The sequence below is a fragment of the Streptomyces sp. NBC_01351 genome (assembly GCF_036237315.1).
Lineage (GTDB): Bacteria > Actinomycetota > Actinomycetes > Streptomycetales > Streptomycetaceae > Streptomyces.
The window spans coordinates 6,410,876-6,423,615 of sequence record NZ_CP108356.1; the positions used below are offsets into that span (position 1 = coordinate 6,410,876).

The 12,740-nt window shown below is 74.3% G+C and carries 10 protein-coding genes; 4 read left to right on the plus strand and 6 right to left on the minus strand.

Going from position 1 to position 12,740, the window contains the following annotated elements; translation table 11 throughout:
- The first annotated feature begins 42 nt into the window (after positions 1-42).
- Positions 43-1,098: an aminotransferase class V-fold PLP-dependent enzyme gene (locus OG625_RS29570; RefSeq protein WP_329387073.1), complete on the plus strand. Its 1,056-nt coding sequence runs from the start codon at positions 43-45 to the stop codon at positions 1,096-1,098.
- A gap of 35 nt (positions 1,099-1,133) precedes the next feature.
- Here the strand turns inward: OG625_RS29570 and OG625_RS29575 are convergent, their stop codons facing one another.
- Positions 1,134-2,219 carry a pyridoxal-phosphate-dependent aminotransferase family protein gene (locus tag OG625_RS29575; protein WP_329387075.1) on the minus strand — a complete coding sequence of 362 codons (1,086 nt, stop codon included), beginning with the start codon at positions 2,217-2,219 and terminating at the stop codon, positions 1,134-1,136.
- A gap of 87 nt (positions 2,220-2,306) precedes the next feature.
- Between OG625_RS29575 and OG625_RS29580 the strand changes: the two genes are divergently transcribed.
- A complete protein-coding gene (locus tag OG625_RS29580; RefSeq protein ID WP_329387077.1) occupies positions 2,307-3,392 on the plus strand; it encodes an amidohydrolase family protein in 1,086 nt (361 codons plus the stop codon).
- 273 nt (positions 3,393-3,665) lie between these two features.
- The gene (locus tag OG625_RS29585; protein ID WP_329387079.1) at positions 3,666-4,574 is read left to right on the plus strand and encodes an SCO1860 family LAETG-anchored protein; all 909 of its coding nucleotides are present in this window, start codon (positions 3,666-3,668) and stop codon (positions 4,572-4,574) included.
- A gap of 38 nt (positions 4,575-4,612) precedes the next feature.
- Here OG625_RS29585 and OG625_RS29590 read toward each other — a convergent pair whose 3' ends face one another.
- Both OG625_RS29590 and cobC read right to left on the minus strand, forming a co-directional pair.
- Positions 4,613-5,827, minus strand: a complete 1,215-nt coding sequence (locus OG625_RS29590) for a CapA family protein (RefSeq protein WP_329387081.1) — start codon at positions 5,825-5,827, stop codon at positions 4,613-4,615.
- A gap of 262 nt (positions 5,828-6,089) precedes the next feature.
- Positions 6,090-7,514 carry an Rv2231c family pyridoxal phosphate-dependent protein CobC gene (gene cobC, locus OG625_RS29595; protein ID WP_329387083.1) on the minus strand — a complete coding sequence of 475 codons (1,425 nt, stop codon included), beginning with the start codon at positions 7,512-7,514 and terminating at the stop codon, positions 6,090-6,092.
- Between the two features lie 98 nt (positions 7,515-7,612).
- Between cobC and OG625_RS29600 the strand changes: the two genes are divergently transcribed.
- Complete coding sequence (locus tag OG625_RS29600; protein ID WP_329387085.1) at positions 7,613-8,344, plus strand: ZIP family metal transporter; 732 nt, start codon at positions 7,613-7,615, stop codon at positions 8,342-8,344.
- A gap of 11 nt (positions 8,345-8,355) precedes the next feature.
- On the opposite strand, the gene OG625_RS29605 is transcribed toward OG625_RS29600, so the two are convergent.
- The 3 genes from OG625_RS29605 to OG625_RS29615 are packed head-to-tail and all read right to left on the minus strand — an operon-like array spanning position 8,356 to position 12,607.
- Complete coding sequence (locus OG625_RS29605; RefSeq protein WP_329387087.1) at positions 8,356-9,894, minus strand: cobyrinate a,c-diamide synthase; 1,539 nt, start codon at positions 9,892-9,894, stop codon at positions 8,356-8,358.
- Positions 9,888-10,487, minus strand: coding sequence for a cob(I)yrinic acid a,c-diamide adenosyltransferase (gene cobO, locus OG625_RS29610; protein WP_007263394.1), 600 nt, complete (start codon positions 10,485-10,487; stop codon positions 9,888-9,890). The genes OG625_RS29605 and cobO overlap by 7 nt, the downstream gene beginning before the upstream one ends.
- Positions 10,487-12,607: a putative cobaltochelatase gene (locus OG625_RS29615; protein WP_329387090.1), complete on the minus strand. Its 2,121-nt coding sequence runs from the start codon at positions 12,605-12,607 to the stop codon at positions 10,487-10,489. The genes cobO and OG625_RS29615 overlap by 1 nt, the downstream gene beginning before the upstream one ends.
- Positions 12,608-12,740 lie beyond the last annotated feature (133 nt).

The window sequence follows — 12,740 nt, forward strand, 5'->3', positions numbered from 1 at the left end:
CGGCAATGGACTTTGGGTCGGTCCTGGCGCAGAGTTGACGACATGGATCTTTCGATCGCCGAAGCGACCCGTGCCGAGTTCTCCCACTCCACCACCTACCTCAACACCGCCAACTGCGGGGTCCTCCCAGGGTCCGCCGTCGCGGCCGTACGGGAGCTGGCCGAGGCGGCGGCGGCCGGAATCCCCGCCGGGTTCGGCGACTTCGACCGGGTGAACCGGGTCCGCGCCGCCTTCGCCCGGCTGGTCGGGGTGGATGTCGGCCGGGTCGCCATCGGCTCGGCCGTCTCCACCCACGTCGGCCTGATCGCGGCATCGCTCCCGCCGGGCGCCGAAGTGCTGTGTCCGGAGGGCGACTTCGCCTCCGTGATCAACCCCTTCCTGGTCCGGGGCGACCTCAAGCTGCGTTTCGCGCCGCTCGACGCCCTCGCCGAGGCCGTCGGCCCCGACACCGCGCTGGTCTCCCTGAGCGCCGTGCAGTCCTCGGACGGCAGGATCGCCGACCTGGCCGCCGTGCGCGCGGCGACGGCGGCGCACGGGGCCCGCATGCTGGTGGACGCGACCCAGGCGGCGGGCTGGCTCCCCTTCGACGCCTCGCCCTACGACTTCACGGTCACCGGCGGCTACAAGTGGCTGCTCGGCGGGCGCGGGGCCTCCTACCTCACCGTGTCGGAGGAGGCCCAGGACACCCTGACCCCGTTGCACGCCGGCTGGGTGGCGGCCGACTCCATGTGGGACGCCACCTACGGGCCGATGCCCCGACTCGCCGACGGCGCCCGCCGGTTCGACGAGACCCCGGCCTTCCTCCCGTACCACGCGGCCGAGCCCTCGCTGGCCCTGCTGGAGCGGATCGGCGTCGAGGCCGTCCACGCCCACGACACCGCCCTGGCCGCCCGCTACCGTGCCGGTCTCGCCCGCCTCGGCTTCGAACCCGTGCCCGGCGAGGCCGCCATCGTCTCGGTACCGGGGCTGGCCGACCGCCAGCCGGCCCTGGAGGCCGCCGGCGTCATCGCCTCCGCCCGCGCCGGCTCCCTGCGCGCCTCGTTCCACCTCTACACCACCGAGGCGGACGTGGACCGGCTCCTGGACGCCCTGTCCTGACCGCTGCCTGTCCTGACCGCGGCCGGGCCGGGCCGCTACCGCGACAGGGTCGCCGCCCAAGCCGACTCGCACGCGGCCAGCGCCGCGTCCGGCTCGGCCCCCAGCGCGGCCGCCAGTGCCGTCAGGGAGGCCCGCACCACCGGCAGCGAAGCCGCCCGGCCGTAGTGGTTGACCCGGATCATCTCCCGCGCCAGAGCCCCGCCGCCCGCGGCGAGCGGAGCCGCCGGGTCCGCCGCCAGGGCCTTGGCCACCACGAGCGAGGCCTCGTCGGCCCGCAGGGTGGTGGCCACCGGCGCTGCCTCCGCCGCCCGGCCCACGTACGGGGCGAGCCCCAGCAGGGTCGCGCCCGCACGGGTCGCCGCCGCGGCGGCCGCGTGCCGGGCCGTCACCGCCGGCAGGCCCTCGTCCGCGATGCGGTCCAGGCAGGCCTCCAGCGCCAGCATCTCCAACTGCGCCGGGGCGTGCGGGAGCGCCTTGCGCCCCGCGTCGATCCAGCGCTCCTTCCAGTCCAGCAGCGAGAGGTACGAGCGGCGCGGAGCCGCCGGGTTCTCGGCGAACCGGGCCCACGCGCGGTCCGACACCGACACCGCCGACACGCCGGCCGGGCCGCCCATCGCCTTCTGCGCGCCGATCACGCACAGGTCCACGCCCCACGCGTCCACGAGCAGCGGCTCCGCGCCGACCGAAGCCACCGCGTCCAGCATGAACAGGGCGCCGTGCTCCCGTACGGCCTCACCGATCTCGGCCACCGGGTTCGTGTTGCCCGTCGCCGCCTCCGCGTGGACCAGCGAGACGAAATCGATCTCCGGGTGCGCGGCCAGCGCCCCCGCGACCTGCTGGGCCGTCACCGCCGTGTCGAAGGGGACCTCCAGGTCCACCACGCTCGCCCCGCAGTCGCGCAGCCAGTTGCCGAACGTGGTCCCGTACGGCCCGGTCACCACGTTCAGGGCGGTCGAGCCGGGCCGGGCGCCCGACCGGATGCACCCCTCCAGCGGCAGCAGCGCCTCGCCCTGGGTGATCACCACGTCCTGCCGGGTGGACAGCAGCTCCGCGACCCTCCGTTCGATCGACGCGAAACGCTCCGCGGTGAGCGGCGGGAGGTCCAGGAGGGGGTGGGACACGTCGGTGCTTCTCTCTTCGTCCGGGGTCGTCCGGTTACGTCCGCGGTTGCCTCCAGAGCCTACCGAGCAGGCCGTTACAGTGCCGACATGAGCGATGTGCTGCACGTGAAGGGGCGCGTACTCGTCGGTCCCGACGAGGTCCGCGACGAGCTCTGGGTGGTCGGCGGGAAGGTCTCGTACGAGCGCCCGCGCGCCGCCCGCGAGATCACCACGGTGTCCGGCTGGGCCCTGCCCGGGCTGGTCGACGCGCACTGCCACGTGGGGCTCGACTCCCATGGCGCGGTGGACGCCGAGACCGCCGAGCGCCAGGCCCTCACCGACCGGGACGCCGGGACCCTCCTCATCCGCGACGCCGGATCGCCCTCCGACACCCGCTGGGTCGACGAGCGCGAGGACCTGCCGAAGATCATCCGGGCGGGCCGGCACATCGCCCGCACCCGTCGTTACATCCGCAACTACGCGCACGAGATCGAGCCCGCCGACCTCGTGGAGTACGTCGGCCGCGAGGCGCGGCGCGGCGACGGCTGGGTGAAGCTGGTCGGCGACTGGATCGACCGCGAGGCCGGGGACCTGACGGCCTGCTGGCCGCGCGCGGAGGTCGAGGCGGCCATCGCCGAGGCCCACCGGCTGGGCGCCCGGGTCACGGCGCACTGCTTCGCCGAGGACTCGCTGCGCGACCTGGTCGAGGCGGGCATCGACTGCATCGAGCACGCCACCGGCCTCACCGAGGACACCATCCCGCTGTTCGCGGAGCGCGGGGTGGCGATCGTCCCGACGCTCGTGAACATCGCGACCTTCCCGAAGATGGCCGCGGGCGGCGAGGCGAAGTTCCCGCGCTGGTCGGCGCACATGCGGCGGCTCCACGAGCGGCGCTACGACACCGTCCGGGCCGCCTACGACGCGGGCCTCGAGGTGTACGTGGGCACGGACGCGGGGGGTTCCCTGCCGCACGGCCTGGTCGCGGCCGAGGTCGCGGAGCTGGTGAAGGCCGGGATCCCGCCCCTGGACGCCCTCTCGGCGACGGCCTGGGCGGCGCGCGAGTGGCTCGGCAGGCCGGGCCTGAGCGAGGGCGCGCCGGCCGACCTCGTCGTCTACGGCAGCGATCCGCGGGCCGACGTCCGGGAGCTCGCCCGGCCGCTGCGGGTCGTGGTGAACGGCAAGGTCAGGGCCTGAGCGCCGCGTTGACGGCGCGTGACATCCGATACCCGGCGGTCGTTAGGGATGCTCCTACGGCAACCGGACGTGGGACGGGAGGGAACTTCCGTTCTTCATGAGGCGCAAAAAATCGAATAGATACACGAAAACCACCCTTTGGGATGAACTCACGCCAGGTTGCCGCCCGTTCACTCACAGTGCGTAAAAATTCCGAGGGTCGAAGCCGTCGGCGCGCGCAATGTCCCCCATTGGCGGCGCGACGGCACCCATCTCCCTGGGGGTTCCACCGCCTTGAACAGCAACACCTTCCGCATGCCCGCGGCCGTCCTGCTCGCCACGGGAGCGGTTGCCCTGCTCGCCGCCCCGCCCGCCTCCGCCACGGGGGGCACCGGGCGCGAGGGCAAGGCAGGCGCCGCCGTCCTGCGCGCCGGACTGGACGTGGGCCTGCTCAACAAGACCGTCCACATCCCGCTGAAGACGAGCCTCAACGAGGTGAGCGCCCCGGCGACGGCCGAGAAGACGGCGCTGTCCGTCACCCTCGACGGGGTCGAGGGCGGAGCGCCCGTCAGCGTGCTGCGCGCCGACGTGGCCACGTCCAAGGCGACCGCCGACAAGAACCGGGCCGAGGCGGAGGCCACCCTGGCCAAGGCCAGGGTGCACGTCCCGGGCCTGCCCGCGCTGTCCCTCATCGAGGTGGAGAAGGTCACCTCCAAGGCCGTCTGCGAGGCCGGCAAGCAGCCGGTGGCCACCTCGAACGTCCTCGGGACGGTGACCGCGCTCGGCAAGAAGATCACCCTGACCGCGGGCGGCGCCCCGACCAAGGTCGAGGTCCCCGGGGTGGGCATGGTCAGCCTGGAGCTGTCGGGTACGCAGACCACCTCCACGACGGCGGCCGCCGCCGCGCTGCGCCTGAAGGTGTCCGTCAACCCGCTGAAGCTGAACGTGGCCGAGGTGGAGGGGGAGATCGTCCTGGCCGAGGCGCACTGCGAGTCCCCGACCGGCCCGGCGCCGACCCCGTCCGCCACACCGGACGTCAAGCCGGACGTCAAGCCGCAGACCGTCGCCTCCGGCACCCAGGCCAACCTCGCCGAGACGGGCGGCGGTTCGCCGACCCCGTACGTCGCGGGCGGCGCGCTGATCCTGCTGGGCATCGGCGCGGGGGCGCTCGTCGTGAGCCGCCGGGGCAGCAGGGCCTCGTAGGGGCCGGGCCGCCCGCGCGAGCACACGGAGGGGAGTGCTCAGCGGGTGGCGTGCTCCAGCCCTTGGTCGCCCGCGCCACGTGACATCACGGCCGAGGTGACCTGCTCGTCGATGCGGGCGTACTCGCTCCGCTTGCCGGCCGGCAGCGAGGTGTCCGACGCGGCGCACGAGGCGCAGACGACGCGGAACGGCGGCCCCATGTCCGAGTACTGCGTGAGGTATTCGGCCTTCACCACCTCCCAGCGACCCGGACGGGCCGTCGAGGGGGCGAAGGTGAAGCGGGGGACCGAGGACTGGTTGCCGCGGAGCTTGTCGGCCGGTACGAAGCTGGCCACCTGGTCGCCCATGCCGAAGACCACCCAGGTGCCGTTGATCTTCTCGTAGGGCTGCGGCACGTGGTTGTGCGTACCGATGATCAGATCGATGTCCGGCAGGCCTTCGGCCGACCGCGAAGCGGTCAACGCCTGCGCCAGCTCCTTCTGCTGCTCATCGGGAGCCGTCTGCCACTCGGTTCCCCAATGGAGGCTGAGCACCACCACGTTCGCGCCGCCCGCCCGGGCGGCGCGGGCGTCGGCGATGATCCGGTCCTTGTCGATGAGGTTCACCGCCCACGGCTTGTCCTCCGGGACCGGTATCCCGTTCGTGCCGTACGTGTAGGAGAGCTGGGCGACCTTCGCACCGCCGGCCGAGAGCAGCGCCGGGGCCGTGGCCTCCTCCACGCTGCGGGCCGAGCCGACGTGCGCGAGTCCGACCCGGTCGAGGTGTTCGAGGGTGCGGACGAGGCCGTCGTAGCCGTCGTCCAGGGTGTGGTTCGAGGCGGTGGAACAGCCGTCGTACCCGGCGTCCTTGAGGGCGTCCGCGAGCTGGTGGGGGGCCTTGAACAGGGGGTAGCCGGTGTAGGTGCCGCCGGGCCGCCCGTACGGTATCTCGTGATGGCATATCGCCAGGTCAGCGGCGGAAACCAGCGGTTTGACCCCGGCGAGTATCTTCCGGAAGTCGTACTCCCCGCCCCGCCCTGCGTCCTCCGCCGCCCGCTGCACGATCGACGGGTACGGGATGATGTCGCCCGTCGCCACCAGGGTGAACGGCCGGCCGACAGCCGGAGCGCTCGCCGTCGGCGCGGGCCTCCCGAGCCGCTGCTCCGCGGGCCCGCGCGCCCCGTCGCTGTCGACCAGCCGCGGAACGACGATCACCCCGCCGCCCACAACGACCAACCCGGCGACGACCGCACCTATCCGTACGGATGCCTTCATCAGTACCCCCTGTTGCCCTGCCCGTGCCCCTCGGGCTCATGCTAGGCGCGCCCCCCGTACCCCTTCCGGAGGCTGCCGTCCGAAGTGTCGCCCGCCGGTTCCGACAGGGACGGGTGTGTGCCGGGGTGTCCCCGCAGGGCGTCGAACGCAACCCCCCTCGGCCCACCGATCCCTCGCCACGTTCGACGCCCGAGGAGACACCCCGGCGCGCCCGGCCCCGGCGGGACCGCCCCCGGGCCGGCCCGCCCCCGCCGCTATCCGGTCAACGCGCGGCCAGCGCAAGGGCGTGGTCCAGGGCCTGGAGCAGCCGCCCCGTCGTCGCGCGGTCGCGGACCGCCAGGCGGAGCCAGGACCGGTCGAGGCCCGGGAAGGTGTCCCCGCGGCGAACGGCGAAGCCGAGCGCGCGCAGCCGCGTACGGACCTCCGCACCGCCCGCGACCCGGATCAGGACGAACGGCCCCTCCGCCACCCCCGCCACCGTGACCTCGTCGAACTCCGCCAGCCCCGCCAGCAGGTGCGCCCGGTCCACCCCGATCCGCCGCGCCGCGGCCTCCGCCTCGGCGAGCGCCGCCGGGGCCACGCAGGCCTCGGCCGCCACCAGCGCCGGGGTCGACACCGGCCACAGCGGCTGCGCCGCGGCCAGCTTCGCGATCACCTCCGGCTCCGCCAGCACGTAGCCGATCCGCAGCCCCGCCAGCCCCCACGTCTTCGTCAGGCTGCGCAGCACCACCAGCCCCGGCACGTCGGTCCGCCCGGCCAGGGCCTCCCGCTCGCCCGGGACCGCGTCCATGAACGCCTCGTCCACCACCAGGATCCGGCCCGGCCGGGCCAGCGCGGCCAGCGCCGCCGCCGGGTGCAGCACCGAGGTCGGGTTGGTCGGGTTCCCGACCACCACCAGGTCCGCCTCCTCCGGCACCGCCGCCGGATCCAGCCGGAAACCGTCCGACGCCTTCAGCAGCACCCGCTCCACCCGGTGCCCCGCATCCCGCAGGGCCGCCTCCGGCTCGGTGAACTGCGGATGCACCACCACCGGCCGCACCGCGCCCAGCGCCCGCGCGATCAGTACGAAGGCCTCCGCCGCCCCGGCCGTCAGCAGCACCCGTTCGACCGGCAGCCCGTGCCGCGCCGCCACCGCCGCGCGGGCCGCCCGCCCGTCGGGGTACGCGGCGAGGTCCCCGAGCGAGGCGGCGATCCGCTGCTTGAGCCACTCGGGGGGCGTGTCCGCCCGTACGTTGACCGCCAGGTCCACCAGCCCCGAGCCGGCGTCGATCACCTCCGCGTCCCCGTGGTGCCTCAGGTCGTGCGCCTGCACCGTGGCGACCGCGCAGGTCGCGGCCACCGACCGGCGCTTCGGTACGAGGAGCTCCCCGCCCCCCGCCAGCGCCGCGGCCTCCGCCACCGACGGGGTGCCGGTCGCCGAACGCACGGTGTCCGAGGGGTGCGGCACGGACAGCGCGGCCAACTGCTCGGCGGAGTAGCCGAGCAGCGGCACGCCGAAACGTTCCGCCGCACCCGCGATCCCCGCCTCGGACGCCTTCGACTCCACCGTGGCCAGCGCCGTCACCGCCTCCGCGGCCAGCCCGGCCCCCCGCAGGGTCTCCTCCACCAGGGCGCAGACCTCCGCGACGGAAACCCCCGCGCGCCCGCCGACCCCGACCACCAGCTGCTGCGTCACGTACTCGCCCACCGGCGCTCCTCCTCCTTCGTCACGGTCGTCAACAGTCCGCCGCCCGCCACCCGCACGCGGAAGTGCGCGCGGGGCGGGGAGTCGGTATTCAGGGGCACATGGCCGTGATCGTGGCGTTGGGCGCGTTCCTGATGACCCTGGCGGGCGGATGGACGGCGCAGCGCGTCACCGACCGCCGCCACCTCGTGCTGGGCCTGGCCGGTGGGCTCATGCTCGGAGTGGTCGGCCTCGACCTGCTCCCGGAGGCCCTGCACGCCGCGGGCGACGATTTCCTCGGCGTCCCGCTCGCCCTGCTGCTCTTCGTGGCCGGCTTCCTCGTCGCGCACGTCGTCGAACGGGTCCTCGCCGTACGCCAGGCCGCGCACGGCGCCGAGAACGGCCACGGAGGGCGGACCCCCCAGGTCGGCCTCACCGCGGCGGCGGCCATGGTCGGCCACAGCCTCGCCGACGGCGTGGCCCTGGGCGCCGCCTTCCAGGTCGGCGGCGGGATGGGGCTGACAGTGGCGCTGGCCGTCATCACCCACGACTTCGCCGACGGGTTCAACACGTACACGCTGACCAGCCTCTACGGGAACGACCGCAGAAAAGCCCTGATGATGCTCTTCGCGGACGCCGTCGCCCCCGTCGTGGGCGCGGCGTCCACTCTGCTGTTCACCCTTCCGGAGGAACCCCTCGGCGCGTACCTCGGATTCTTCGGCGGGGTCCTGCTGTACCTGGCGGCCGCCGAGATCCTGCCCGAGGCCCACCACAAGCACCCCGCCCTGTCCACGCTGATGTGCACGGTGGGCGGGGTGGCCGGGATCTGGCTCGTGGTCGGCCTCGCGGAATGATCTCGGCGACTTCACGGCCGGGCCGCCGCCGCTTCCACGAACCGGCGGGCGACGGACGGCTCCGCCGCCCAGTGCGTGTGCAGGTAGCTGGCGTGCACACCCTGCTGTACGAAGCCCTCCACGCGGCGCTCCGGATGCGTGAACCCCCACGCGGGGGCCGAACCGGCACCCGGCTCGATCACCGTGCGGTGGAACTCGTGCCCGCGCAGCCGGGTCCCGGCGGGCGCGAGCGCGCTGTCGGAGACGGCCACGGCCTCGCGGTAGCCCAAGGTGAGGCGCTCCGACATCCGCGCGTCGGCGTCGAGCACCCCGCACATGGGCTTCCCGTCGAGGGAACGCGCGAGGTACAGCAGCCCGGCGCATTCGGCGGCCACCGGGAGGCCGGCCGCGGCGAACGCGGCGACGGCGGCGCGGAGCGGCTCGTTGGCGGACAGCTCCGGCGCGTACACCTCGGGGAACCCGCCGCCGATCACCAGGCCGGTGGCTCCCTCGGGGAGCGCCTCGTCCCGCAGCGGGTCGAAGGTGACCACGTCGGCCCCTGCCGCCGTGAGCAGCTCCGCGTGCTCGGCGTACGAGAACGTGAACGCGGCCCCGCCAGCGACGGCGACGACGGGCCGCCTGCCGGGGTCTTGCCCTGCGGCGCCGTTGCCGGGGGCGCTGCCCCCGGACCCCCGCGCCTCAAACGCCGGCGAGGCTGGATTTTGGCTCGTGCCGTCCGCCAGGACGGTTCCAGCCCCGCCGCGAGGCAATCCCAGCCCCTCCGGCGTTTGAGGAGCGGGGTCTGGGGCGGAGCCCCAGCTGCGCGCCAGCGCAGTAGCAGGGGACCAGGCTTCGCAGGCCAACGCCGGAGCCGTGCGGGCCAGAGCCATCAGGGCCTCTAGGTCGCAGCCGGCCCGCACCTGATCGGCGAGAGCCGCCACCGCGGCCACCGCATCGGCCCGCCGCTCGGCGACCGGCACCAGACCGAGGTGCCGGGATGGCGCGGCCACCTGCGGAGCACGCCGCAGGACGCCGAGCACCGGCATCCCCGCTTCCTCCAGGGCCTCCCGCAGCATCACCTCGTGCCGGTCGGAGCCGACCTTGTTCAGGATCACGCCCCCCAGCCGCACCTGCGGGTCGAAGGACGCGAAGCCGTGCACCAGCGCCGCCACCGACCGCGACTGCGAGGAGGCGTCGACCACCAGCACCACCGGCGCCCGCAGCAGCTTCGCCACCTGCGCCGTCGACGCCAGTTCGCCCCGGCCCGCCGCCCCGTCGTAGAGCCCCATCACGCCCTCGATCACGGCGAGGTCACACCCGGCCGCCCCGTGCGCGAACAGCGGAGCGACCAGCTCCGGCCCGCACATGAAGGCGTCCAGGTTGCGCCCCGGGCGGCCGGTGGCGAGCGCGTGGTAGCCGGGGTCGATGTAGTCCGGCCCGGCCTTGTGCGGGGACACGGCGAGGCCGCGCTCCGAGAAGGCCGCCATCAGGCCCGTGGCGACGGTGGTCTTGCCGCTGCCGGAGGACGGCGCGGCGATGACCAGCCGGGGAACGTTGAACGAAGTCACCACTCGATGCCCTTCTGGCCCTTCTGGCCGGCGTCCATCGGGTGCTTGACCTTGGTCATCTCGGTGACGAGATCCGCGAACTCCAGCAGCTTCTCCGGCGCGTTGCGGCCGGTGATCACCACGTGCTGCGTACCGGGACGGTCCCGCAGCACCTCGATGACCTCGTCGACGTCGATCCAGCCCCAGTGCATCGGGTAGGCGAACTCGTCGAGCACGTACAGCTTGTGCGTCTCGGCGGCCAGATCGCGCTTGACCTGCTCCCAGCCCTCCTTGGCGGCCTGCTCGTTGTCGAGCTGCGCGTCGCGCTGGACCCAGGACCAGCCCTCGCCCATCTTGTGCCAGACGACCGAGCCGCCCTCGCCGGAGGCGCCGAGCACCTTGAGCGCGTTCTCCTCGCCGACCTTCCACTTCGCCGACTTGACGAACTGGAACACCCCGATCGGCCAGCCCTGGTTCCAGGCGCGCAGCGCCAGCCCGAAGGCCGCCGTGGACTTGCCCTTGCCGGGGCCGGTGTGGACGAACACGAGCGGACGGTTGCGGCGCTGGCGCGTCGTGAGTCCGTCGTCCGGAACGACGGTCGGCTGTCCCTGAGGCATTACGCGGCCCTCCTGTGGGTGTGGGATACGGCGGATGTTCCAGATGCGGGGGATGCGGATGTCACCGCGGTACGTACGTTCTTCACGAGCCCGGCCAACGAGTCGGCCCGCAGCCCGTCGAGGGTGACGGCGGGCGCTCCGAGATCGGCGGCCAGTACCCCGGCCAGTCCCAGCCGGACCGGCCCGGACTCGCAGTCCACGACCACCGACGCGATCCCCTCGGCGGCCAGCAGCCGGGCGCTGCGCCCCGAGAGCTCGCGAGGGTCGCCGCCGAGGGCACCGGCCGAGGTGGCCCGGCCGTCGGTGACGACCACGAGCAGCGGCCGGCGGCTCGGATCGCGCAGCCGCTCGATCCGCAGCACCTCGTGGGCCTTCAGCAGCCCGGTGGCGAGCGGCGTGCGACCGCCGGTCGGCAGCTGCTCCAGCCGGGCCGCCGCGGCGTCCACCGAGGAGGTGGGCGGCAGCGCCAGTTCGGCCCCGGAGCCGCGGAACGTGATCAGGCCGACCTTGTCCCGGCGCTGGTAGGCGTCCAGCAGCAGCGAGAGCACGGCGCCCTTGACGGCGCTCATGCGCTGCCGGGCGGCCATGGAGCCGGAGGCGTCGACGACGAAGAGGACGAGGTTGCCCTCGCGGCCCTCGCGCGTCGCCTGCCGCAGATCGTCCTTGCGGATGACCAGCCCGCGCCCGGCCCGGCCGCGCGCCTTCTGGTGCGGGGCGGCCGCGTGCACGGTCGCCGCCAGGTGCAGCTTCGTCAGCTGGCCCCGGGGCCGCTGGGCGCCGGTGGTCCGGCCGTGGGCGGTACGGGCCCGCGAACGCCGTCCCGCCGCGCCCTCGCCGAGCCCCGGCACGCTCAGCATCTTGGTCCGGAAGGGCTCGGAGGCCCGTACGGCGGCCTGTTCGGGAGCCGCGCCGCCGCCTCCTTGGGCGGAGGGCTGCGGGGCGTCGGGCTGCTGCTCGGGTGCCTCGGAGGGGGCTTCGGTGCTCTCGGTGGTCTCCGCCGGGCCGCCGCCCTCGGGGCCGCCACCCTGCGGGGGAACGCCGCCGCCCCCGTTGTCGTCGGGCCCTTCAGGCCCCTCCGGGTCGGGCTCGGGCTCGTTCTCCGGCTCCTCGTCGGGGAACCGGTCCAGGATCTCGTCCAGCTTGTCCTCGTCCAGCCCCGGTGCGTCGAAGGGGTTGCGACGACGTCGGTGGGGGAGTGCCAGCAGGGCCGCCTGCCGCACGTCCTCCTTGCGGACCTCGGTCCGCCCGGCCCAGGCGGCCAGCGCGGTCGCGGTGCGGGCCATCACGATGTCGGCCCGCATGCCGTCGACCTCGAAGCCGGCGCAGGTCGCGGCGATCTGGAGGAGCGAGGTGTCGCCCAGCGCGACCTTCGGGAGCAGTGCCCGAGCCGCCACCACCCGGGCGCGGACCTCGTGCTCGTCCCCCGACCAGCGGGTCGCGAAGCCCGCCGGATCGTCCTCGTACGCGAGCCGGCGGCGCACGACCTCCACCCGCTGGGCGGGCTCGCGGGAGGCGGCCACCTCGACGGTCAGCCCGAAACGGTCGAGGAGCTGCGGGCGCAGCTCGCCCTCCTCGGGGTTCATCGTGCCGACGAGCAGGAAGCGGGCCGCGTGCCGGACCGAGACGCCCTCGCGCTCGACGTACGAGGCGCCCATCGCGGCGGCGTCGAGGAGGAGGTCGATCAGGTGGTCGTGGAGGAGGTTGACCTCGTCGACGTACAGGATCCCGCGGTGGGCGTGGGCGAGCAGCCCGGGCTCGAAGGCCTTCACGCCCTCGGACAGGGCCCGCTCGATGTCGAGGGCGCCGACGAGGCGGTCCTCGGAGGCGCCGACGGGCAGCTCCACCATGCGGGCGGGCCGGCCCTGGCCGGGACCGGGCTCGTGCGGGCCGTCGGGGCAGGCGGGATCCGGCGCGCCGGGCGCGCAGCTGAACCGGCAGCCGGGGACGACGTCCACCTGCGGCAGCAGCGCCGAAAGCGCGCGCACGGCGGTGGACTTGGCGGTCCCCTTCTCGCCGCGCACGAGTACGCCGCCGACCGCCGGGCTCACGGCGTTCAGCAGGAGCGCCAGCCGCAGGTCGGTCTGGCCGACCACTGCGGTGAACGGATAGGGCGTGCTCATGCGTTGCTCACTCCTTCGTGGATGATGCGGACCGCTGCCGTGCGCGCCGCCGCTGCCGGGGCTCCGCCCCAGACCCCGCGCCTCAAACGCCGGCGGGGCTGGGTCTGTGCGGCTGGATCGCGCAGCAATCTCA